The sequence below is a fragment of the Roseateles sp. L2-2 genome (assembly GCF_050613215.1).
Classification (GTDB): Bacteria; Pseudomonadota; Gammaproteobacteria; order Burkholderiales; family Burkholderiaceae_C; genus Roseateles; species Roseateles noduli.
Genome location: NZ_CP192509.1, coordinates 1,778,363 through 1,800,387, shown reverse-complemented (window position 1 = coordinate 1,800,387; position 22,025 = coordinate 1,778,363). Strand labels below are relative to the sequence as shown.

The window sequence follows — 22,025 nt, the reverse complement described above, 5'->3', positions numbered from 1 at the left end:
GATCCGTCGATGGCCCGGCTGAGAAAGTCCCTTTGAACCTGATTGAGGTAATCCTCGCGCAGGGAAGCATGCCTTCGACACGCCTCGTGTCCCGCACGCCGCCTTCTCATCGGCGTGCCCGGTTTGCCGACCTGCCATCGCATTTCTGGCTTCGGCACATCGATGGCAACTTCGTCCGCTCTGAATTCCTTCCCGCTGCATCGGCTCGCGATCGCGCTGATCGCCGGCGGCGTCTCGCTGCACGCCGCCGCGCAGTCGACCGACTCTCCGGCCAACGCGTCAGCCAATGCGCAGTCCGCTTCCCCCGCCCTCCCCAGCGTCGTCGTCAAGGGCAAGTCCGACGCGCCCGTGATGGCCGGCGGCTTCGGCGACACGCCCGTGGCCAAGCTCCCGATCCAGGCCAGCATCGTCAGCGCCGAGCAGCTCGCCGACCGCGGCCTGTTCAACCTCGCCGGGCTCACGCTGCTCGACGCCAGCGTGGGCGACTCCTACAACTCGGCCGGCTACGTCTCCTATCTGAAGATCCGCGGCTACGACCTCGACAACCGCTTCAACTACCGCCGCGACGGCCTGCCGATCAACGCCGAGACCGCCCTGTCGCTCGCCAACAAGAGCAGCGTCGAGGTCATCAAGGGCACCACCGGCATCCAGGCCGGCACCAGCGCCCCGGGCGGGCTGGTCAACCTCGTCGTGAAGCGCCCGACGGTGGAACTCACCAGCGTGCGCCTGGGCATCAGCGAGCGCGGCACCGTCGAGTCCGCGATGGACTGGAGCCGCCGCTTCGGCGACGGTCACGGCAACGACAAGGCCTTCGGCCTGCGCGTCAACGTCGAGGCCGCCAAGCTGCGCCCCGAGCTGCGCGACGCCGACGGCAACCGCTGGATGATGGCCGTCGCCGGCGACTGGCGCGTCACGCGCGACACGCTGGTCGAGGCGGAGGTCGAGATCAGCCGCCAGTCCCAGCCGAGCCAGCCCGGCTTCAGCCTGCTCGGCGACAAGCTGCCCGACGCGAAGGCCATCGATCCGCGCATCAACCTGAACAACCAGTCGTGGAGCCAGCCGGTCATCTTCGAAGGCCGCACCGCCTCGCTGCGCGTGCAGCATCAGCTGAACGCCGACTGGAAGCTGCAGGCGCACGCGGCGATCCAGCGGCTGGTGAACGACGACCGCCTCGCCTATCCGTTCGGATGCACGGCGGGCGACGGCACGTATTACCCGAGCACCTACTGCCCCGACGGCACCTTCGACCAGTACGACTTCCGCAGCGACAACGAGCATCGCAACAGCGACGCGCTCGACCTGTCGGCGCAGGGCAAGCTGACGCTGCTCGGCGTGGAGCACCAGGTGTCGACGGGCGTGCTGTTCTCGCGCTACAAGAGCCGGCTGCAGGGCCAGGCCTACAACTGGGCGGGCACCGGCAACATCTGGGGCACGCTGCCGACGGTGGCCGAGCCGACGCTGGGCTCGACCAACACCGACCGCACCGAGCGCAGCACCGAGTTCTACTTCCGTGACGCGATGCAGTTCAGCCCGCAATGGCAGGGCTGGCTGGGCGTGCGGCACACGCGGCTGGATCGCGATTCGTTCCAGGTCAACGTGCCGGTCGGCGAAGACGACGAGGCAACGAGCTATCGCCAGTCGGTCACGACGCCGTGGCTGGGCGTGAGCTACGCGATCGATCCGCAGCTGCTGGCATATGCGAGCTGGGGCGAAGGCGTCGAATCGGCCGTCGCGCCCAACCTGCCCATCTATGTGAATGCAGGTCGACCGCTCGCGGCGATCCGCAGCAAGCAGTGGGAGATCGGTCTGAAGTCAGGCAGCCGCACGGTGGACTGGTCGATCAACTACTTCGACATCAGCAAGCCGGCGACGAACGACGTGCCGGTGGTGGTGGGCGGCAACGACATGCTCGAGAGCCGCATCGACGGCAAGCAGAACCATCGCGGAGTGGAAGCGCAGGCCGATCTGAAGTGGACGGGCGGCGGCCTGATGGCGAGCGCGATGAAGCTGCACGCGCGCCGGGACGGCAGCGCGGATGCGACGCTCAACGGCCTGAAGCCGACGAACGTGCCGGAGACGGTGCTGAAGCTGCAGGCGCGGCACAGCGCGGGTGTGCCGGGTCTTGAGTTGCTGGCGGGCGTGGTCTACGAGGGCAAGCGGATGGTGGTGCCGGACAACTCGGTGGCGATCCCGAGCTGGACGCGGCTGGACCTGGGCGCGCGCTACGAGCAGAACGTGGGCAGCCAACTGCTGATCTGGCGGGTCGGCGTGGACAACGCGACCAACCGTCGTGCGTGGCGCGAGTCGCCTTACCAGTACGGACACGTCTACCTGTATCCGCTCGCCAATCGCACATGGCGCGCATCGGTGGAGTGGGTCTTGTGAGGTAGTGATTTTTCTGTGTATACTCTTAGGCTCTGATCCCCGATAGCTCAGTCGGTAGAGCGCCGGACTGTTAATCCGTAGGTCCCTGGTTCGAGCCCAGGTCGGGGAGCCAAGATCAGATAACGAAGGTCTTCGGACCTTCGTTCTTTTTAAGTCAGTGTCCTACCGAAGACGCTGACCCAAGAATTCAGATCGATTGGATCTGAGCAGACTTTTCCTCGATAGCTCAGTCGGTAGAGCGCCGGACTGTTAATCCGTAGGTCCCTGGTTCGAGCCCAGGTCGAGGAGCCAAAATTGAAGCCCCATTCGCGCAAGCGAGTGGGGCTTTTTCTTTGGTCGTCGGCTTGATGATCGTGATACTTCACGCCAAACAAGAAAGGGAGCGATGGCTGATCCGCAGTTTTGCCTGCTGGCGATTGACCACTGGGCGATGTGCATGACCAAGGCTGAATGGTCTGGCTGGGTTCAGGCCATCGGCTCGATCGCAGCGATCGCCGCCGGGTCCATCGGAATTGCTTGGCAGGTTCAACGCCAAAGTAGACTGGCTACTGACCTCGAAAGAAGGAACGCTGAATCGCTCACCGCCCGAGCGCTGGTCGATCACCTGAGTGCCATTGAGGGTGCGGTGCAGTTGATACGGAATTTCGAGGATTGGCGAACCGTATTTCTCAACGGACACGTCGACGACATCCACTATCTGGACTCGTTTTACGAGACGCTTTTCGACAAAGCCCGAGAGAGTTTGCGTACGGCTGCAGACGTTGACTATCCACTGCTCAAGGTCAAACATCTTTGTCGAAGCCTAGAGCAGATCTTCTATGAAGTTCACTTTGCACAAACCACTGCGCACTTCACCAAGTCTTCTGGACAAGACTGGAAGTCCGTCCTTGCCGAGGCGCCCAGAGCCGACGCGGAGGCAGCAGAAGCAATCGTTGAGCGACTGAGGACGTTTGTCAGCCGGGACAGCTCGGTGGAGTGCGATTAGTTCCACCATCGTGCGCCCCGCATGTTCGAATTCCGCTGCATTGGCGCGTCGTGTGCCGCCTGTGGACCGATAGAGGGATCGGCAAGACACGGCGGCAACAGTACTCGCTCCGTTTCTCTACCGACCATGAGCCTGTTATTCCGTGGGACCCTGGTTCGAGCCTAGGTCAAGGAGCCAAAATTGAAGCCCCATTCGTGCAAGCGAGCGGGGCTTTTTCTTTAGGTCGGTGCGACTTGATCTATTCAAGCGGCGTCGAAGTCAGGCGTGAAGCCAGAATCTCCAAGGAGCGAGCGCCACGATAGATGCCAGGGTCGGTAGGTGGACCGCCTCGTGGGTTATCAAACGCAGCCCAAGAGGTCGCAATCAGCTCTTTGAATGAGCTCTTGCCCTCCAGCTGTTTGTTGACATCCTTGAAGTTGTACAGGGTGCTCCTGCCTGTGTCGCCATTCATCGCCGTGTACGGCGGATTGTCTTCAGACGTCTCCAGGCAGGCCTAAGCCGCGCTCATGTAACTCCCGACGGCACCGACGAGCGCTTGATCGCTGTTGAGTCGAGCTTCCCTGTAGCGCTTGTCATCGGGATCAATGTCGCCCGTGACCTTGAACTTGCCGTCCTTGATGGTGACGTCCCAATCCGATTTCGCGAGGTCCGGACGAGCCAGCGAAAGATTCTTCTGGAACTTCTTCAGCCGATCTTCAATGGTCCTGATGCTGTCGTCACACGGCAGCATGGGGTCTGAGACATGCCTCATGGTCCGCTCGTAAAGCGCCTTGTGCTCCTCCGAGTCGGGGCCGAGTACGTCAGTCAAGGTGACCATCGTGGAGGAGTAGTAGCGCCCATCCGCTTCAGCTTTGACGACAGCCGGTGGCGGTGAGCGGCTCGCGCGTACTGGGTCGCGGAGCTTGGCAGGCTGGTGACATTCATTGTTTTCTCCCCTCGCCACAGCGCTGCTAGGCGTTCAAGAGGTCTTCGGCTGAAGCCATGCAGACTTGAGACCGCCTTTCGGGGGAGAGCGTTGGCGCACCAGCGAAAGACGTCTCACGGACCCCATCCTTAGGCGGGCCCTTGCCCTTTGCATCTCTGCATTGCTAATCCGTAGGCCACTGGTTCGAGCCCAGGTCGAGGAGCCGAGATTGAGTCACATTCGTGCAAGCGAGTGGGCGGCTTCTTTTGGGCGAGCGCGAGTCGCTGCCGGGACACACCTGATTGGTTCGACCGCGCCCGATGATTAGAGTTCTTGGCCATGACGACGTCGTTGCGATGCCCCAAAAGCCATCCGCGCTCACAGCGTTGACTCAAGATTCGCCCCCAGCCCTGCCATACAGACTGAGTCGGGCACTTCGTAACGCGACCGTAGCCTCTCCTTCCGCCGAAGGCGACCTTGCCGCCTCCTACGATATTCTGGAGAGACAAATGTGGGCTGAGACCTGCAAGGCCAAATTCCCGACTGCGAACTTGCGAAGGCAACGACAAGAGCTTTTCGCGAGGACGCGACCGGGCGATCAAACTCTCGCCAATTTACCAAGTAGCGGCAGCAATTTCGGATCGAACCCAGCAAGCCGGGAATAGAAAAATCAGCGCCGAGTTTTTAGCCGAAACGATGAAATCCAATTCCACGCTTTGTTGCGTCATTAATAAAACTCCAGAGACGACGAGTGACGGCTGGAATCTAGATTTTCAGCAGTGCTGCACACTTGCTTAAGTGGGAATGAATCAACTTCGAGAAAGGGAGAAGAAATGTCTTTACCTATAACTGGCGCAGAGGCGTCGCTCATTACTTCGACGTTTGGCCCAGCCAAGGGACTAGTTGACGCGATTCTTGCCCCGAAACTGGAAAAGCTAAAGCAATGGAGCAAAGATCGTGAATTAATTGGCGACATGACCGAAGAACGGTTAACCAAGTCGCTTTCGGGATACCTTAGCAGACTTCTACAACGAACTTCTGAAGTGACGACGATAGTATTTCCCCAGCGAAAGATTCCTATTGGATCGATTTATGAAGAATTGCGCCTTCAAGCCGCTCAAGACCCATACTATGGAACAAGAGATGCAAAGGCGCCCAACTCCGTAGATATCCAATCGCTGGGCAAGTCCTACTTAATCGTAGACGATGCTGGAATGGGCAAGTCCACGTATCTTAAGTTTCTTTCATTGCAAATAGTTGAGAAGACTGACCGAATCCCAATTCTTTTCGAACTATCCACATTCAACGCCGAACTCAGTCTGACAGAGAATTTGGCAAGACTCTTCGACGATATCGACAGAAGCTTCAGTCGCGAACTTTTTGCGAGACTAATTGCAAAAGGAAAATTCGTAATAATCTTGGACGGTTACGATGAACTGCCCTCTGCTTCTCAAGACAATGTCCGCAAACAAATCGCTGACCTTTCGCTAAAAAAGCAAGGATCAACATTAATCGTAAGTTCCCGCCCAAGAGAGCAATTTCCAGACTTGGCTGGAGTGTCACATCTTTCACTCGAAAGATTTGAAGCCAAACAAGCAAAAGCGTTATTGCAGAAATATGACGAAATTGCAGGCATAAAGATCAGCGATGCGTTGATTGCCGAGTTCGGAAAAATCGAAACGAAATTTCTCGAAACGCCTCTATTGCTTGGGCTGCTTTATAGGACCTTTGCGTTCAACAATTCTATTGCGAATAAATCTTCTGCGTTCTACAGCGAACTATTCGAAGCACTCTTTAAAGGTCACGATTTGACGAAATCTGGCTTTGTACGAGAAAAGTCATCAGCACTCGACATCGACAGGTTTAGAGCACTCCTTAGGGCATTTTCCTTCTATTACATTCTCAATTCTTCAAGAGAATCCTTTGGTGAAGAAGCCATTATAAAAGCCATAGACGACGCAAGGAAGATATGCCCTTCGTCGCTCACTCAATCAAGGCCATTCTTCGAAGATTTGCTAGCCGCAGTACCTTTACTCCTCCTTGAAGGGAGGCAAATAAAGTTCATGCATCGAACAATTGCCGAGTATTTTGCCGCCGAATACATAATCAACACGGAGAACCCACCTCAACTACTTCTGAAAATTTCCTCGGGTCGAGCCCGAGAGTCTTTTCAAGAGACGGTAGAATTTGTTGGCGAGTTATCACCCACTCTATACCGCGAAATAATTACCAAACCAATCGCCAAGGAGTTTCTCGCACACTGCGAGGGAATGTCGACACACTCGGTTTACACGAGCCTCGTCTTCACTGACCAGCTTCATCTCTCTTACTGGCTTCGGTCAGAGGTAGAGAAGAAGCGGAAAGGGGGGCACGATATCAGGATACCGCAACCCGAGCGTTCAGCCCGCATTGGTCACGCGATGGTCTACTTTTATGGCGAAATGAACAATTCCCAATACGTTGCGGCAATTACCTTCGGTTCGCGTAGAAATATTCCACCTGCGGCATTTGCGGATTTAAGCATGCCGGACGGATCGAGGGCACACGGTCAGATTCTCATGCCAGGTGAAGATCCAGACATATCCTTTCTTGCGCAACACTTTGCGGAGCGAACCTGGTATTCTTTTGATGACGACCCCGCAAAATCCCTCTCGCACACTTCGCAAATTATTCGCTTAATTTGCAGTATTCAGATCTTCGGGGGCCACGGAGGGCGAAACAATTCATCAACCGAGCCTAGATACCTGTGTAAAGAGAGGGCCAGTTCGGTTATTGCAGAAATTGACGCCTTCACTCAGGCAAAATCAGACCTCGACAGTCTGCTGTCCTAATAAATCTTTCGTCGCAATTTTTTACTCCAATTCGATTCGATAAACTTAGCCCCATTGCAAGAGCAAGTGGGGCTTTTTTATTCCGACTGAAAAGATAATCTTCAGCAAGACTAACCGCACTGCAATCGACTGGCAGCCCTGGAAAATCTTCGACTGTTTCTATTGCCGGTTGCATCAGAAGACCGCCTCACTGCAGGAAAGGTTCGACGTCAGGTTTACTTGCGTGGGCGACCGAATGTTCCGGAAGTAGCACGGGGAGACTCTTGTGAGTGAAGTCAACGCCGTCGATCAATTCGCATCGTTGGCCGCGGTAGTCGCCACTGACGACGTCGCGAGAATCCCCAAGCGGTTTGCGAAGAACACACCCTTGGCGCCGCCTCCATAAGTCTCTGGGAACTCGCGCACGAGGCGCTCTAAACGTCACCATCCGCAACGCACCGACGCTTGGGACGCCGCGTTGAGGAGTTCTCAGCGACTGTCAGCCACGCCAAGGCGGCGCCGCGAACGCACAGCGAAGGATCGCTGAAGTCGGCCAAGCGGCATAACGAACTCTTTGCCGTCGGAAGGACCATGCCTTGGATGGCGTTGATCGGCACTCCATAAGACTTCGCTTGGCTGCGGGTCGAGACGCCAAAAACGAAGCCCCAATCGCGACAGCGAGTGGGGCTCGATTCATTGAGGGTCAGGACTTGCCTTCAGGGCTCCTCGCCGCCTAGGCCGCTGCAACTGGTTTCCTGCAGATCGCAGATCTTATCCACCCAGGCGCGGAAACGGCCGCCAGGCAGGTTCTGTCTCGCGATGGGATCCACCTGCAGTTTCCCGCGAAAGTCCGCCGGCAAGCGATCGTCAGAAAACTCGACTTGCGCCCACTTGCCTTGGCAATCCACCAGACGGCCGCCATCCATCATGGCGCTGCTGTCGAACGCATCGTTGCCCTGAAGACGCAGCACTTCGCGCGCGCTCCGGAGTGGCGCCTCGACACCCACACGCGCTTGCGATTTCACGATCAAGCGGCTGCCGCTCACCCACCCTTCGCCCTGGTACATCTTCCGCTCGGGCTGGCCGGACATGTCCGGGTTGTCTCGGGCGTTCCGGATGAGAAACCACCCCCCCTCGGAAGCGATGACATCCACTTCTGCCCGGGTGCGATAACCCCGCTCCGGGTCCCGATACACGGGAACAAGCTTGCCAAGCACCTTGGCCTTGGAATTGGGGGCCGCACGAACGTTCAGGCCCGCCGGATCCGTCTCCTGCACAAAGGCACCGATCTCGCACTGGCTGCGGGATGCCTGAGATGCGCCGGCAACCGCCTGGCCAGCCAGGATCAGCGACGAGAATCCGATGGCGAGCCATCGCGCGACATGGAGTTGATGTTCAGTCGCCATCGATGAGCACGTAGTAGAAGGTCTTGATGCGGCCAAGCGAAGCCAGGAAGTTCTCGAAGAGGTTATCGGGAATGGTCTGGCATCCCGCCGACCACGTGTTCCTGGTAACTTGAGCGCCGCCTCGATGAATGTACATCGATGTGCCTGCGCCCTTCAGATCGATTCGGTTGGAATCGCTGGCGTTGAATCGCCCATCGCCGTTGGTGTCGCGCTCTGCCACCTGAGCATCGAGGGATTGGAACGCTCGCGCGTCCATGTAGCCCCCATCCTTCTCGGAAAACAGATAGGACCCCGCGCGCAGCCGTCCCGCGTCCAGGATGCCGTCCTTGTTGACGTCCACGCCTTCAAGCTTCTTGAACCTGACGTCCGAATAGCGCGGATCCACTCGCCCTCCGGCGGCCAGCGGCTTGGCACGATGCGCATACTGAGCCCCTGGTTCCGTGCATGCAGGGAAGACGCGAACGCTGTGCAAGCCTGCCACCCCGTTCAGGACGACGATGTCGTCGTCGTACTTTCCACGGCCCTGGTTCACCAAGGTCGAGGTGTCTCGCCGGAGTCCGACCACGGTCAAGCGCCCTTCCCGAAGTCCCGCGGCGGCGGCACGAGATCCGCGCTGCCGCACGAGACTCTCGCAATACGCGTATGTCGACAACGGCGGTGTTCCTTGCACCCGCATCAGGCGGGGGCGTTGATTGACGTCCGCCGCCCAATTCATCAACAGCGCAGCACCTTGTGAGCTGGTGCTGAGCTGCGCCCGCGCGCGCCACGACAAGCGCTGATTCGCCATCCGCGCTGCGGCGGCCACCAGCGAAGGCTGCAATGCGGCAGTGGTGGCAGTCCACTCCCTGAGAGCGTCCTGAGGTGCCTGCTCAGATCTGGCCGCGAATTGCTGCGCCAACCCTTCCAAGTCCGGGTTCAGCGGTGATGAGACAACAGACATGCGACTCCCGATGCGCAAGGTGGCAGATGGACGCATTCTGATGACAGCAGCCCGCGCGGCTCCACGACGAAGGTCATGCTGGCTCAGCGCGGGGTGACGCGCCTTCTCGACGGCGAGCGACCTTGAGCCCGTTCGGACGGACACCCTTCGCAACATTTCAGGTCAACTGCGCGGGGCACCCGTGCGTTCGATTGGTTTCAGGGAGACAAGACATGCACAAGATCCATCTGGCCGTCATCGGTGGACTGCTCAGCATCTTTGCCGCGACGGGCGTCCAGGCCCAGGTCTGGAAATGCACCACCGACGGCAAGACCCATTACTCGGACCAGCCGTGCGCGGCGAAGGGCGAGCAGATGAGGCCGCAATCGCTGCAGAGCAACGTCATTGACACCTCTGCGGACCGAGCGGCTGCGGAGCGCGCCAAAGCTGCGGCTGAGCGGGAGCAGCAGCAAACCAACGGCGTTCAGCCTTCCGGGCCGGCGGCGCCTTCCAACTTCTGCCCTTCCGACCGCGACATCGCCGCGATGGAGACCAAGGCCAGCTCAATCTCCCTGAGCGCGGACGCCAAGAAGTTCGTCCAGGACGAGATCCGCCGTGCGCGCCAGTGCCAGAAGGGGCAAGGCAACTACAACGCCTCCGACTGGAACGTCAGCAAGCAGGCCGTCGACGCGCAGAGCAGCCTGACCGGCGGCGCAGACGCCCGCCGTCGCGCCGAGGCGATGCACAGCGCCGCCAACGCGAGTGAAGGCGACCGCATCGCGCGTCAACGCGAAATCGAGGAGCGCAACGCCAAACGCGGCGGGTTGAACTACCAAGCCCCGCTGCGGGATCGCTGAAGAGAGGCGGGACCCCGGCTGCCGCTCAATGCGTCAGCCGACTCTTCCGCCAAGCCAGATAGCTGGCCAGCTCCGCAAACGGCAGGAAGCCTTCGTCATCCGGGTCATCCGGTACTTCGCAGACTTCCACCAGATCGACGTCCGTCGCGGCCGCCTTCTCGCCGAGCGCCGTGTCCAGCATGATCAGCAGGCCGTTGGCGAAGTCATCTTCCTGGTCGACGTTGAAGCCCTCAATCGCGACGCGAAGACCCAGCACCTCAGGCGCATCCGGATCCACCAGCGGCTCGAACCAGATGCCGTTCGGGTTCAGGTCCAGGCCCTCGTACTTGATGCCGAAGTCGAAGCCCATCGCCGGCTTCAGCGCCACGGGAATCCACCCCGGCAGCTCCGGCGCCACCGACACCATCGCCTCGACCAGCGGGAACAGCTCCCACTGGCCCTGCGCGGTGATCACCAGCTCGCGGTCGTCCTCGCCGGGCGCGGAGACCTCGAACCAGAGGCCATCGTTCACCGCTTGCAGGTGTTCCAGCAGCTCATCCCAGAACGGGTAGTCAGGCGAAGTCAGCGCGTCCAGGTCGGCCTGGCGCGACGCCAGCCAGGTCCAGAAGGCGTTGATCTTTTGCGGGTCGAGGTCGACGTCGAGGTGGTCTTGCATGCGAGGCTCCAATCGGCGCGATTGTGCGTCGGCCAGCGCGTCGAAGACACAGGTTCAAGCGATCACGCGCACACCCTCACCGGCTTGCCCTTCAAGCCCGTCTGCTGAGTGATGGCCGGGACGACCTCGGTGTAGTGACTCCATGACCTGCGCTCCGTGCCGTCCGGATCGCGGTCGACCTTCAGGCACAGCGATGGGTCGATCGCCATCGCCATGCGCTCCTCCGCGCTCGGCCGAGGCGAATTGGCACGCGGATCGACGACCGCCGGGTTCGCGAACGCGCCTTTGATCGCCTCTTTCGACGGGGTCAGCACCAGCGGTCCGCCGGGCGCGCTGGAAGCAGATGACGGGCCCTCTGCCTGCTGCGAGGAGCCATCCGAACGGGGGCGCGTCCAGTCATGCTCCCAGCCGGGCGAGTTGGTCGGCGTCCAAGTCGTCTCCTGCTCCGTCGGCGGGACCACCAACAGACTCGGCGGCAGCGCACGCGGCACCGCAGACAGCGTCTCGCTGCGACTCTGCGGCGGGCTCTCCATCGGCTTCAATGCCACCGTGATCGCGATCTCCCGGACCGGCGGGGTCGTCCTCTTCGTGCTCGACCAGGTCCACACCACCACGACCATCCCGTGCACCAGCACCACGCCCATCACCGTCGCCATGCGTCGCCGCACGTCGTCTGCACGCATTCACCCTCCCCCTATGGACCTTTTGGAATTCCGTCCGGTCGCCGTCAACGTCCTCGCGTCAACAGCCCCCGCCACCGTCCCCAATCCTTGGTCACCGGCGGCAGCGCGAGCACGAACAGCACCGCCGCCAGCGGCACCACGCACACGAAGCCGAGGTGCTTGAACCCGAGCGCCCCCGCCCCGCCGCCGAGCACGAACGCGGCCAGCAACCCGCCCGCGCGCGTCGCCCGCAGCCGGTCGTGCCGCACCGCCGCGCGCTTCACCGACGGCTGGCGGTTCCAATAAAGCATCTTCCCGAGCTCCATCCCGAGGTCGGTGATGTTCCCCGTCATGTGGGTGGTGCGGATGCTCCCGCCCGAGGTCTTGGACCCGACCGCGTTCTGCAGTCCCATGATGAACGCCAGCAGCAGCACCGTCAGCGGTACCGCGAACAGCGTGTGCCAGGTCAGCGTGATCGCGCCCATCAGCCCGAACGGGAACAGCAGCGCCGCCTCCAGCATCAGCGGCAGTGCGTAGACGCTGCGAAGGCCGTGCTGCCTCGCCCAGTTCACCAGCACCGCGCACACCGCCGCGCCGGCGAGGAAGGCCAGGATCGCCCCCAGCGCGTTCAGCACCAGCGTCCCCTGCCCCATCACCGCGCCGTCCGCCAGCTGCGAGGCGAAGCCCGTCATGTGCGAGGTGTACCGCTGCAGGATCAGGAACCCGCCCGCGTTCACCGCCCCCGCGTTGAACGCGAGCAGCAGTCCCAGCGCCTGGTTCGTGGACGGCGCGCGATGGCGGCTCGTCAGGTGCAGCAGTCGCCTCACGGCGCCTCCCGATGTCGATGACAGTGCGGGCGATGATACGGGCGCTCCCGCCCGGTCGCCGCTGCCACCGCCTTGGCCGCAGCGGTCGCCCTCAGTACGTCGAAGGCGCCCCGTCCAGCTTCGCCCCGTACTTGGTCAGCGTCTTGTGCAGCCGCCCGAAATCGATCGGCTTGACGAAGTAGTCGTCGAAGATCAGGTCCTCGGCGGATTCGAAGTCCGTGTTCAGCGGCGTGCCGCTGACCGCGATGGCGATCAGCGTCGGCAGGCTCACCTTCAGCCGACCCGCCAGATGACGGCCGTCCGCGTCCGGCATGTCGATGTCGGTGATCAGGATGTCGGGCTCCCACTTCAGGCCGATGCCGATCGCCTCCAGCCCGTTGCGGGCGACCCGCAGCTCGAAGTTGTAGACCGTGAGCAGCTCGCGCAGGAGATCCAGCGAATCCGGCTGGTCATCGGCGACCAGGACCTTGAGGCGTTCCGACATGGCGTGCAAGGAATGACAGTTGGGGCGGCGGTAGCAATCGGCGGGCCCGCCTCAGCGCGACAGCAGCGCCGGCAGCGACGACCCCAGCAGCGCCACGCCCGACGCGGTCAGCAGGCTCAGCACGATCTGGCGGAAACGCTGGTCGGAGATGCCGTGGTACAGCCGCCCGCCCAGCAGCGTCGGCACCAGCATCGCCGGCGCGACGATACCGAACATCGGCAGCATGTCGAGCGTGACGACCCCCTTGAAGAGGTAGACCGCCATCGTCACGGCCAGCGCCGACAGGTTGAAGTTCTGGATGATGGCGCGCTGCTCGTCCTTGGGAAGCCCGCGAAGGGTGCACCAGAGCGTCGGAACGGTGCCGGTGAAACCACCGAGGCCGCCCATCACCCCGCCGATGGCGCCGACCACCCCGTCCGCCACGCGGCCGCCGAACTGGATCCTCGGCAACCGGGACGCCATCAGCATCGCCGGGCACCAGATCACCAGCAGCCCGCCGAGGACGGCCTTGAACATCTGGATGTCGAGCAGCGGCAGCAGCGCCGTGCCGATCGGCACACCGACCAGCCCGCCGACCAGGAACGGCGCCAGCCGCCGCCAGTCGAAGCCGCGTCGCACCGTCACCGCCGCGATGATCTGGCCGGTCAGCGAGCCGAAGACCGCCAGCGCCGCCGCCAGGCGCGGATCCAGCGTCCAGGCCCAGAACGACATGGCGGTCAGCCCGAAGCCGAAACCGGACAGGCCCTGCACGAAGCCGGCGCAGACGGCGCCCAGGATCACGATGCCAATGGATTCCATGCGGCGCATTCTTCCATCGGAAACACGCGCGCACCGCGCTGGCGGGACCGCACGGCGTGCGCACGGGCCGCCCACAAAACGTGCGCGGGGGACACCTGCGGGAGTAGGATCGTCGAGTTCTTGAAAGCGCTTTCCCATGAAGAGAAAGAAGCCCCTCCTGTCGACGTCCAGCGAGGTCACGCTGGGCATGGTGGCCGTCGCCAGCGGCGTGTCGCCGAGCACCGTCTCGCGCGTGCTCAGCGGCAGCGCGCAGGTGAGTTCGGCCAAGGCCGAACGCGTCCGGCGCGCGATCGACGAACTGGGCTTCGTCCCCAACACCATCGCCCGCGCGCTCGCGGACGGCAGGACCTTCAACATCGGGCTGCTCGCGCAGTACTTCGAAAGCCCGTTCTACGCGCTGCTGCTGCGCGGCATCGAGGAAGTGCTGACGCCCGCCGGCTACGGGCTCGTCGTGGCGAGCGGGCATTGGCAACCCGATGAGGAGCAGCGCTGCATCGCCTCGCTGCGATCGCGGCGCGTGGACGGGATCATCGTGCTCACCGGCGGCCTGAGCGACGAGTTCCTCGCAGCGCTCGCACGCGAGCTGCCCGTCGTCGTGACGGGCCGCGCGCTGCGGGCGGAGGGCCTGCACGCGCTGAAGACGGACGACCTCGAAGGCGCGCGCGTCGCGACGCGGCATCTGATCGACCGAGGCCACACGCGCATCGCCTTCATCAGCGGCGATCCGGCGCACGCGGATTCGTCGGAACGCGAACGCGGCTATCGCGCGGCGTTCGCCGAAGCGGGTCTCGCCGTCGACGAGGCGCTGATCGGCAGCGGCGACTATCGCGAGATCGGCGGCGCCGCGGCGATGACGCGCATGCTCGATCTCGGTCTGCAATTCACGGCCGTCTTCGCGGCCAACGATCAGATGGCGGCCGGCGCAGCACGCGTGCTGCACAGTCGCGGCTTCCGCGTGCCGGAGGACGTCTCGCTCGTCGGCTACGACGATCTCCTGAACACCGCGCATGCCAGCCCGCCGCGCACGACGGTCGACGTCCACATCGCCGAACTCGGCCGGCGCGCGGCCTCGGCGATGCTGGACCTGCTGCGCACCGGCGGCTCCGCCATCGAGCCGCCTATGCCGCAGCTGATCGTGCGGGAGTCGACGCGCCGCCTGCCGTCGACAGCGGCCAGCGCCTGCTGATGAACTGACCCCTTCAATCCTTGCTTTTCGTCAACTGCCCGTCACAAAACCTCGGCAGAATGCAATGCATCCGAGGCAACAACCGGCTGCACTACTGGGCAGAAAGCTGGAACCCGTCACCAGCGTCGCGGATACCCTCTTCAGAAACGAAGCCACCCCAAGGGGTGGCTTCTTTCATTTGGGAATTGGTGCAGCGTCGGCGCCCGCAACCCCCCAGGCGAAGGGACTTCATTCCGGGTTTTCCCACCCCTGCGTCGCGCCCGCCCATCACCTTGGGTAAAGAACTTTGAAAGTCCGCGCGCGCCTCCGTCACGAAACGTACAGCGTGCGATCCTTTCGCCCAATCCGCGACGAATCGCCCATGCCACCTCGTTCGCGGCACCCCCACAACCCCGTTTCGCGCTTCCGTCCCAGCCATCGCCAGATCGGGCCGCGCTTGCTCCTGCCATTGCCTTTCGATGACAAGCACCCGCCGACCTGCCCTGCATCCGCTGTCCTTCGCCCTGATGCTGGGCCTGAGCGCTTCCGCCTGGTCCCAGACCACGCCGCCCGCCCCCACCACCCCACCGGCGAAAGCGCCTTCTCCAACGCCTGAGCGCTCGCGCCCCGCGCCGCCGCCCGCCACCAAGGAAGCCGACAACCCGACGCAGCTCGACCGCGTCGAGGTCCAGGGCACCTCGCGCGACGACGACCAGCGCCGCGCCTCCACCGCCTCCAAGATCATCATCGGCCGCGAGGAGATCGAACGCTACGGCGACTCCACCATCGGCGAGGTGCTCAAGCGCCTGCCCGGCGTCACCACCGGCGGCCGCCCCGGCCGCGGCGGCGAGGTCCGCATGCGCGGCATGGGCGGCGGCTACACCCAGATCCTCGTCAACGGCGAACGCATGCCGCCGGGCTTCTCGCTCGACGAGCTGCCGCCCGAACAGATCGAACGCATCGAGGTGATGCGCGCCCCCACCGCCGAGTTCGGCGCGCGCGCCATCGCCGGCACCATCAACGTCGTCCTGCGCGAAGCCCTCCAGCGCCGCCTCAACGAGGTGCGCCTGGCCACCGCCTTCGAGCGCGACCACGTCACGCCGCACTTCAACTGGACCCGCAACGACAAGATCGGCGACCACGGCGACGCCTACAACTTCACCGTCAATGCGATGCAGCACAAGCGGGTCGACGACATCGACTCGCACTCGCTGACCCAGGTCTACGACACGAACACCGGCGCGCTCAAGCGCGAGACGCTGCTCACCAACCTCGGCCAGTCCAAGGACGAGCGCAAGTCGCTCAACATGACCGGCCGCCTGCAGCTGCGCCTGGACGGCGGCGACACGCTCGCGATCCAGCCCTTCCTGATGGCCAACCGCGGCGAGTCGTCCAGCAACTTCCACCAGACCCAGACGCCGCCGATCACCGACGAGAACGATCCCGAGGCCCTGCGCTACAACACCGCCGCCACCGAAGGCAGCAGTCGCGCCAACATGGCCCGGCTCAACGTGCAGTGGAACAAGCGCCTCGACGACAAGTCGCGCGTCGAGACCCGCGTCGGCGTCGGCCGCATGACGATGTCCAGCCAGAGCCACCGGGCCGAGGACAACGTCACCGACACGGCCACGGACTTCTACCGGACCCAGGACGACACCACCCGCAGCCGCGACACCTCGTGGAGCTTCAACACGAAGCTGACCCATCAGATGGACAACGACCACAACCTGGTCGCCGGCGTCGAGGGCGAGGGCACCAAGCGCCATCAGAACCGCGTCTGCCTGCAGAGCTACACCGAGGGCGTCGCCGGCAGCGCCTGCAGCTTCCTCGCCGACTTCGGCGACAACGTCGACGCCTCCACCCGGCGCTTCGCCGCCTACGCGCAGGACGAGTGGAACGTCGGCAAGCAATGGGGCTTCTACGCCGGTCTGCGCTGGGAAGGCATCAAGACGGAGAGCACCAACAACCAGGGCCCCGTCAGCAACAGCTCCAGCGTCCTGACCCCGCTGCTGCACGCCGTCTACAAGATCGACGAGAAGAGCCGCGAGCAGATCCGCGCCAGCCTCACCCGCAGCTACAAGTCGCCCAACCTGAACGACGTCATCGGCCGCCTGAGCATCAGCAACCGCTTCCCTTGCGACGATCCCAAGCTGCCCTGCTCGTACAACACCATCGACTCGCCCGACCGGCTCGGCAACCCCGATCTCAAGCCGGAGATGGCCACGGGTGTCGAGATCGGTTACGAGAAATACCTCTCGAAGGGCGGTCTGCTCAGCGCGAATTTCTTCTACCGGCGCATCACCGACCTCATCCGCAACCAGGCCATCCTCGAGACCGTGCCCTACGCCCCGGTGCAGCGCTACGTCGTGCGCCCGCGCAACATCGGCAACGCCAAGACCTACGGCGTGGAGCTGGAGGCCAAGTTCCGCCTCGACGAGTACCTGACCGACGCGATCCCGGTCAACGTGCGCAGCAACCTGTCGCTGTTCCACTCGGCGGTCGACGGCATCCCGGGCCCCGACAACAAGCTGGATCAGCAGCCGCGCTATACGGCCAACCTCGGCGCGGACTATCGGCTGCGCTCGGTGCCGCTCACGCTGGGCGCCTCGCTGAACTACACCCCGTCGACCCTGCTGCAGCAGAGCAGCCAGGTCCTCAACGAGATCGACAAGAAGCGCGTCATCGACCTGTCGGCGATGTGGACCTTCTCGCCCGTCGTGGCGGTGCGCGTGGCCGCGAGCAACCTCGTTCCGCTGACCTACGGCAACGGCAGCATCGCCACGACGCCGGGCCGCGTCGTCACCAGCGAGAGCACCGGCCGCAGCTTCACCGTGTGGACGGTCCGCCTCGAACTCAAGGTCTGACCCCAGACCGGGAGACGCAAAAAAGGCTGCCCGGTGAGGGGCAGCCTGAAAGCAAGCGGAGCAAGAGGCCTCCGCGAGGGCGACAGGGCTGCAGGTGCCAGCCCCGAGGAGTCAACGGGTCAGCGGCGCGCCTTGGCGGGGGCCTGGTCTTGCGTCTGGGTCTGCGCCTGATTCAGGAACTTGCCGCTGATGGCGTGGCTGGCGGGCGACCACACGGTGGCGCCGACGCCCAGCACCAGCAGCGCGAGCACGGTCCAGGTCAGCGGCGAGGTGCGACGACGCGCGATCGGACGCGGCGGGCGCGAGCCCATGCGGGCGGGGCGCAGCTGCGACGGCAGCTTGTATTCCTGCAGCCGATGCACGCGCACCGCCTGTTTGCTGCCGTCACTTCTGGACACAACCTCGAAGCTCAGGCGTTCGCCTTCGCGAGGCGTCTGGCCGTCCATCGGGAAGGCCGACACATGCACGAAGAGGGCATCCCCGCCCTGCTCCGGCTTCATCATCCCGTGGCCGCGCTCGGCGTACCAGCTTTCCAACGTGCCATCGAATCGCATGATCTGATCCCCCATCGTGTAGAAACCCGACGCGCCCCGCCGGCTCGTGGCCTGCGGCGGCGTCCTGGACCGGGCGCTTCTCTCTCAATCCTGACGAAAAGGCCCGGCGCGGGGCCGGGCTCTTTTTGTGTATGGGGGCATCGTGCCGGACTCTCTCCGGCGCACGGCAACAGGCTGTAAACCGTGCAACTTCACACGGTTTTAGTTCTTCACGCCGGGCTTCAGATACTTGTCCAGGAACTCGAGCATTTTCTGATTGGCCTCGATCTGGTTCTTCTTTTTCGAGAACCCGTGGCCTTCGTCGTCGAACACGACGTACTCGACCGGCACGCCGTTCTTCTTGACGGCCTCGACGATCTCGTCGCTCTCCGGCTTGATCACGCGCGGGTCGTTCTTGCCCTGGATCACCAGCAGCGGCTTGCGGATCTCCTTGGCGTGGAACAGCGGCGAGGTCGCGATCAGGAAGTCCTTGTCCTTCACCGGATCGCCGATCTCCAGGTACAGCGCCTTGCGGAAGCTCTCCCAGTACGGCGGGATCGATTCCAGCGTGCGCAGCCAGTTGGACACGCCGAAGATGTCGATGCCGACCTTGAAGGCCTCCGGCCGGAAGGCCATCGCCGCCAGCGTCATGTAGCCGCCGTAGCTGCCGCCCATGATGCCGATGCGCTCGGGGTCGACCACGCCCGACGCGGCCAGCCAGGTCTTGGCCTCGACGCAGTCCCACAGCGGCTCGCGGCCGTGCTTGCCGTCGTCGGCGGTGAAGAAGGTCTTGCCGTAGCCGGAGCTGCCGCGGTTGTTGATGCCCAGCACCGCATAACCGTGGTTGACCAGGTACTGGACCATCGCCGAATAGCCGCGCGTCGTCTGCCCGCCCGGGCCGCCGTGGACCATCACCACCGCCGGCACCTTGTGGGTCGGCGAGGCTTCCTTCGGCAGGTAGTAGACCGAGGGGATCACCATCCCGTCGAACGAGCGGAAGCGCACGATGCGCGCCTCCACCAGTTCCTCCGGATCGATGTCCTTGGACAGCGAGCGGGTCAGCTGCTTCACCTGCTTCGTCCCGAAGTCGTAGACGTAGAGGTTGCTCGGCGAGCGGTCGCCGTTCAGGTAGAACGCCATGCGCTGGCTGGTGCGCGAGAAGGCCACGCCGCGCAGTTCCCCGCCCGGCATCCTGGGCAGCGTCACCGCCTTGCCGTCGGCGGTCTGCACGATGCGCAGCTCCAGGCTGGCGTCGGCGTTGATGCCGGTCACGCGGTAGCGGCCGTCGCGCGAGTAGCTGCTGTAGACGATGTCCCAGTCCGCCTTCTCCAGGTCGCGCGCCTGGCCGGAGGCCAGGTCGTAGGCGACCAGGCGCTGGAACTCCGTGCCCTCGTTGGACAGCATCAGCAGCGTCTTCGACTCCGGATCGAAGCTGGTCACGCTGAACGACGCCACGCCCTGGTGCGGCGTCAGATGTTTCGTTTCCTTGCTCTGCGTGTCGTAGAGGTACACGTCGGAGTCGGCCGTCGTGTTCGTCTTGCCCAGCGCCACCCAGCGGCCGTCGCCGCTGACGCCGAACACCGCGTTGCCGTCGTTGTTCTGGTAGACCAGCGTGCGCGCATAGGTCTTGGCGTCGTAGCGGTAGACGTCGATGTAGCGCGCGTCGCGCTCGTTGGTCGTGACGAAGAAGGCGTCGCCGTCGCGGCTCCAGCCGGTGAAGCCGGCCTTGACCTTGTCGCCGGGCGTCAGGTCGCGTTCGCTGCCGTCGAGCTCGCGCACGATGAGGTGGTTGTTCTCGTTGCCACCCTGGTCGCGCGTGAACAGCACGCGGTCGTCGTTGCGGAAGTAGCTGACGGCCAGGTGGCTGTCGGTCGTCGACGCCGTCAGCGCCACCGGCTCGCCGCCGTCGACGGACTGGCTGTAGACGTTGAAGATCCCGGTCGCGTTGCTGCTGAACAGGATGCGACGCTCGTCGTGCGAGAACGAGGCGCCCATCACCGTCGTCGTCGCCATGAACTGCTCGATCGTGTAGGGCTTGGCGGGCCGCGGCTGCGCGGCCTTGGCCTGCGCCCTGGCGGTCGCCGCCGTCGCGGGGGTCTTGGCGACCTTCTCCGTCGCGGCCTGCGCCGGCATCGCGGTCGCGGCGGCCAGGGCCACGCACAGGGCCGCATACCGGGCTGCATACCGGGCCGTCGGTGCCACGCGCGGCGCACCCATCGGGGACAACTTCGTCATCGGGGATCTCCTCTCCTGATCGGTCCCGGGGACGTCCCGGGATCCTCCGACTGTAGGCATCAGGGTCAGGATTTGACTATCCCGGGTTCCACGCGCTGCGCCCTGCCCCGACAGGCCGCGTCCCCGCGCGACGAACGGTGGGCGGAGCGCCTCAGGGCCGCATCAGGGTCGACGGTACTGCGGCACGCCGGCCACGTAGCTCGTCACCAGGTTGCGATCGTCCGACAGCGTCATCCAGGCGAAGGCGCGCTCATGTGGGTCGCGTGCCAGCGCCATGCGGGCCTCGGCGACCGGGCCGGCGGCCCAGTCCCAGACGCAGACGTCGGCGAGGGTCTTCGGGCCGAAGTGGCCCAGTTCGTCGGACAGGCCCAAGGCCTCGGCCGCGCCGAGCGTGGCCGCATGCAGCCCCGCCCAGGCGGTCAGCCGCTGGCCGTTGAGCGCCTGCACCTTGTAGCCGTCCGCCAGCGTGCGCTGCGCCGACAGGGAGGTCCCGCCGCCCACGTCGCTGGCGGCGCTCACGCGCACGCCCGCGGCCAGCGCGCCGGGCCAGTCGAACAGCCCGCTGCCGAGGAACAGGTTGGACGACGGACAGTGCGCGATGTGGGCGCCGGTGCGCGCGACGACGCGCCGGTCTTCGTCGTCCAGCCAGATGCCGTGCGCCAGCACCGCGCGCGGATGCAGCAGGCCGACGCGGTCGTAGACGTCGAGGTAGCTGCGTGCTTCGGGGAAGAGCTTGGCGACCCATTCGACCTCGCCGCGGTTCTCCGCGACGTGGGTCTGCATGTAGAGGCTGGCATCGGCGCGGCACAGCGCGCCGGCCATCGCGAGCTGCTCCGGCGTGCTCGTCGGCGCGAAGCGCACGGTCACGGCGTAGGACAGGCGCTCGCGGTTGTGGTGCTTCGCGATGAGGTCGAGGCAGTCGCGCTCGGCTTGCACGACGTCGTCCCGCAGCGCCTCCGGCGCGTTGCGGTCCATGAGCACCTTGCCGGTGATGAGGCGCATGCCGCGCTCCGCGGCGGCGTCGAACAGCGCATCCGCCGAGACCTTGTGCACCGTCGGATAAACCACCGCCGAGGTCGTGCCGTGCGCCAGCAGCGCGTCGAGGAAACGGCCCGCGCCGATGCGCGCGATCTCGGGATCCTGATAACGCTGCTCCGCCGGGAAGGTGTAGGTGTTGAGCCAGTCCAGCAGCTCGGTCCCGTAGGACGCGATCACGTCGAGCTGCGGGCTGTGCACGTGCGTGTCGACGAAGCCGGGAAGGATCAGCCGACCGCTGTGGTCATGGCGGACCCAGCCTTCACCCGGGTCCTCGGCCTGCGCGCCGACGATGCGACCGTCCTCGATCAGCAGCCAGTGATCCGGACGGAAGCGCACGGCGGGGTCGTCCACCTGCGCCCAGTGCGGCGCGGCGGTGAAGTCCAGCAGGTCGCCCTTCAGGGCCAGGCGTGCGGGAGCGGCGGATCGATCGGTCGTCATGCGTTCAGCGGAAAGGAATTCGTGGAAAGGGCTTCAGAGAAGCGGAAATCGGAGAAACGG

General features: G+C 63.9%; 17 protein-coding genes and 2 tRNA genes. 8 read left to right on the top strand and 11 right to left on the bottom strand.

Going from position 1 to position 22,025, the window contains the following annotated elements:
* Positions 1-162 precede the first annotated feature (162 nt).
* The 4 genes from ACQZ13_RS08190 (at position 163) to ACQZ13_RS08175 (ending at position 3,370) form a co-directional block, all read left to right on the top strand.
* A complete protein-coding gene (locus tag ACQZ13_RS08190; protein ID WP_431050924.1) occupies positions 163-2,385 on the top strand; it encodes a TonB-dependent siderophore receptor in 2,223 nt (740 codons plus the stop codon).
* 36 nt (positions 2,386-2,421) lie between these two features.
* Positions 2,422-2,497 (top strand) — tRNA-Asn (locus ACQZ13_RS08185).
* Positions 2,498-2,600: 103 nt separating this feature from the next.
* Positions 2,601-2,676 (top strand) — tRNA-Asn (locus tag ACQZ13_RS08180).
* A gap of 94 nt (positions 2,677-2,770) precedes the next feature.
* Positions 2,771-3,370: a hypothetical protein gene (locus ACQZ13_RS08175; RefSeq protein WP_431050922.1), complete on the top strand. Its 600-nt coding sequence runs from the start codon at positions 2,771-2,773 to the stop codon at positions 3,368-3,370.
* Positions 3,371-3,863: 493 nt separating this feature from the next.
* On the opposite strand, the gene ACQZ13_RS08170 is transcribed toward ACQZ13_RS08175, so the two are convergent.
* Positions 3,864-4,178, bottom strand: a complete 315-nt coding sequence (locus tag ACQZ13_RS08170) for a hypothetical protein (protein WP_431050920.1) — start codon at positions 4,176-4,178, stop codon at positions 3,864-3,866.
* Positions 4,179-5,053: 875 nt separating this feature from the next.
* On the opposite strand from ACQZ13_RS08170, the gene ACQZ13_RS08165 reads away from it, so the two are divergent.
* Complete coding sequence (locus tag ACQZ13_RS08165) at positions 5,054-7,105, top strand: NACHT domain-containing protein (RefSeq protein WP_431050918.1); 2,052 nt, start codon at positions 5,054-5,056, stop codon at positions 7,103-7,105.
* Between the two features lie 695 nt (positions 7,106-7,800).
* Here ACQZ13_RS08165 and ACQZ13_RS08160 read toward each other — a convergent pair.
* Both ACQZ13_RS08160 and ACQZ13_RS08155 read right to left on the bottom strand, forming a co-directional pair.
* Positions 7,801-8,490 carry a hypothetical protein gene (locus tag ACQZ13_RS08160; protein WP_431050916.1) on the bottom strand — a complete coding sequence of 230 codons (690 nt, stop codon included), beginning with the start codon at positions 8,488-8,490 and terminating at the stop codon, positions 7,801-7,803.
* A complete protein-coding gene (locus ACQZ13_RS08155; protein ID WP_431050914.1) occupies positions 8,480-9,430 on the bottom strand; it encodes a hypothetical protein in 951 nt (316 codons plus the stop codon). The genes ACQZ13_RS08160 and ACQZ13_RS08155 overlap by 11 nt, the downstream gene beginning before the upstream one ends.
* Before the next feature lie 212 nt (positions 9,431-9,642).
* Between ACQZ13_RS08155 and ACQZ13_RS08150 the strand changes: the two genes are divergently transcribed.
* Positions 9,643-10,266, top strand: coding sequence for a DUF4124 domain-containing protein (locus tag ACQZ13_RS08150; protein ID WP_431050912.1), 624 nt, complete (start codon positions 9,643-9,645; stop codon positions 10,264-10,266).
* A gap of 25 nt (positions 10,267-10,291) precedes the next feature.
* On the opposite strand, the gene ACQZ13_RS08145 is transcribed toward ACQZ13_RS08150, so the two are convergent.
* The 5 genes from ACQZ13_RS08145 to ACQZ13_RS08125 all read right to left on the bottom strand — a co-directional run bounded on the left by ACQZ13_RS08145 (position 10,292) and on the right by ACQZ13_RS08125 (position 13,692).
* Positions 10,292-10,921, bottom strand: coding sequence for a hypothetical protein (locus ACQZ13_RS08145; protein ID WP_431050910.1), 630 nt, complete (start codon positions 10,919-10,921; stop codon positions 10,292-10,294).
* Positions 10,922-10,983: 62 nt separating this feature from the next.
* A complete protein-coding gene (locus ACQZ13_RS08140) occupies positions 10,984-11,604 on the bottom strand; it encodes a hypothetical protein (RefSeq protein ID WP_431050908.1) in 621 nt (206 codons plus the stop codon).
* 44 nt (positions 11,605-11,648) lie between these two features.
* Positions 11,649-12,410 carry a YoaK family protein gene (locus ACQZ13_RS08135; protein ID WP_431050906.1) on the bottom strand — a complete coding sequence of 254 codons (762 nt, stop codon included), beginning with the start codon at positions 12,408-12,410 and terminating at the stop codon, positions 11,649-11,651.
* Between the two features lie 91 nt (positions 12,411-12,501).
* A complete protein-coding gene (locus tag ACQZ13_RS08130) occupies positions 12,502-12,894 on the bottom strand; it encodes a response regulator (RefSeq protein ID WP_431050904.1) in 393 nt (130 codons plus the stop codon).
* Between the two features lie 51 nt (positions 12,895-12,945).
* Positions 12,946-13,692: a sulfite exporter TauE/SafE family protein gene (locus ACQZ13_RS08125; RefSeq protein ID WP_431050902.1), complete on the bottom strand. Its 747-nt coding sequence runs from the start codon at positions 13,690-13,692 to the stop codon at positions 12,946-12,948.
* A gap of 136 nt (positions 13,693-13,828) precedes the next feature.
* On the opposite strand from ACQZ13_RS08125, the gene ACQZ13_RS08120 reads away from it, so the two are divergent.
* Together ACQZ13_RS08120 and ACQZ13_RS08115 are read left to right on the top strand one after the other, a co-directional pair.
* Positions 13,829-14,878, top strand: a complete 1,050-nt coding sequence (locus ACQZ13_RS08120; protein ID WP_431050900.1) for a LacI family DNA-binding transcriptional regulator — start codon at positions 13,829-13,831, stop codon at positions 14,876-14,878.
* A 458-nt stretch (positions 14,879-15,336) separates the two neighbouring features.
* On the top strand, positions 15,337-17,721 hold the full coding sequence (locus tag ACQZ13_RS08115) for a TonB-dependent receptor plug domain-containing protein (RefSeq protein WP_431050898.1): 2,385 nt from the start codon (positions 15,337-15,339) through the stop codon (positions 17,719-17,721).
* Positions 17,722-17,840: 119 nt separating this feature from the next.
* Here the strand turns inward: ACQZ13_RS08115 and ACQZ13_RS08110 are convergent, their stop codons facing one another.
* The 3 genes from ACQZ13_RS08110 to guaD all read right to left on the bottom strand — a co-directional run bounded on the left by ACQZ13_RS08110 (position 17,841) and on the right by guaD (position 21,965).
* Positions 17,841-18,275 (bottom strand): cold-shock protein, encoded by a 435-nt coding sequence (locus ACQZ13_RS08110; protein ID WP_431050896.1) that lies wholly within the window; start codon positions 18,273-18,275, stop codon positions 17,841-17,843.
* Between the two features lie 201 nt (positions 18,276-18,476).
* Complete coding sequence (locus ACQZ13_RS08105; protein WP_431050894.1) at positions 18,477-20,489, bottom strand: prolyl oligopeptidase family serine peptidase; 2,013 nt, start codon at positions 20,487-20,489, stop codon at positions 18,477-18,479.
* A 162-nt stretch (positions 20,490-20,651) separates the two neighbouring features.
* Complete coding sequence (gene guaD / locus ACQZ13_RS08100) at positions 20,652-21,965, bottom strand: guanine deaminase (protein WP_431050892.1); 1,314 nt, start codon at positions 21,963-21,965, stop codon at positions 20,652-20,654.
* Positions 21,966-22,025 lie beyond the last annotated feature (60 nt).

Excerpts from the sequence above, each read along its gene's own strand:
- ACQZ13_RS08190 (WP_431050924.1), top strand. The coding sequence starts at position 163 with ATGGCAACTTCGTCCGCTCTGAATTCCTTCCCGCTGCATCGGCTCGCG.
- ACQZ13_RS08175 (WP_431050922.1), top strand. The coding sequence starts at position 2,771 with ATGGCTGATCCGCAGTTTTGCCTGCTGGCGATTGACCACTGGGCGATG.
- ACQZ13_RS08160 (WP_431050916.1), bottom strand. The coding sequence starts at position 8,490 with ATGGCGACTGAACATCAACTCCATGTCGCGCGATGGCTCGCCATCGGA.
- ACQZ13_RS08155 (WP_431050914.1), bottom strand. The coding sequence starts at position 9,430 with ATGTCTGTTGTCTCATCACCGCTGAACCCGGACTTGGAAGGGTTGGCG.
- ACQZ13_RS08150 (WP_431050912.1), top strand. The coding sequence starts at position 9,643 with ATGCACAAGATCCATCTGGCCGTCATCGGTGGACTGCTCAGCATCTTT.
- ACQZ13_RS08145 (WP_431050910.1), bottom strand. The coding sequence starts at position 10,921 with ATGCAAGACCACCTCGACGTCGACCTCGACCCGCAAAAGATCAACGCC.
- ACQZ13_RS08140 (WP_431050908.1), bottom strand. The coding sequence starts at position 11,604 with ATGCGTGCAGACGACGTGCGGCGACGCATGGCGACGGTGATGGGCGTG.
- ACQZ13_RS08130 (WP_431050904.1), bottom strand. The coding sequence starts at position 12,894 with ATGTCGGAACGCCTCAAGGTCCTGGTCGCCGATGACCAGCCGGATTCG.
- ACQZ13_RS08125 (WP_431050902.1), bottom strand. The coding sequence starts at position 13,692 with ATGGAATCCATTGGCATCGTGATCCTGGGCGCCGTCTGCGCCGGCTTC.
- ACQZ13_RS08120 (WP_431050900.1), top strand. The coding sequence starts at position 13,829 with ATGAAGAGAAAGAAGCCCCTCCTGTCGACGTCCAGCGAGGTCACGCTG.
- ACQZ13_RS08115 (WP_431050898.1), top strand. The coding sequence starts at position 15,337 with ATGACAAGCACCCGCCGACCTGCCCTGCATCCGCTGTCCTTCGCCCTG.
- ACQZ13_RS08110 (WP_431050896.1), bottom strand. The coding sequence starts at position 18,275 with ATGCGATTCGATGGCACGTTGGAAAGCTGGTACGCCGAGCGCGGCCAC.
- ACQZ13_RS08105 (WP_431050894.1), bottom strand. The coding sequence starts at position 20,489 with ATGACGAAGTTGTCCCCGATGGGTGCGCCGCGCGTGGCACCGACGGCC.
- guaD (WP_431050892.1), bottom strand. The coding sequence starts at position 21,965 with ATGACGACCGATCGATCCGCCGCTCCCGCACGCCTGGCCCTGAAGGGC.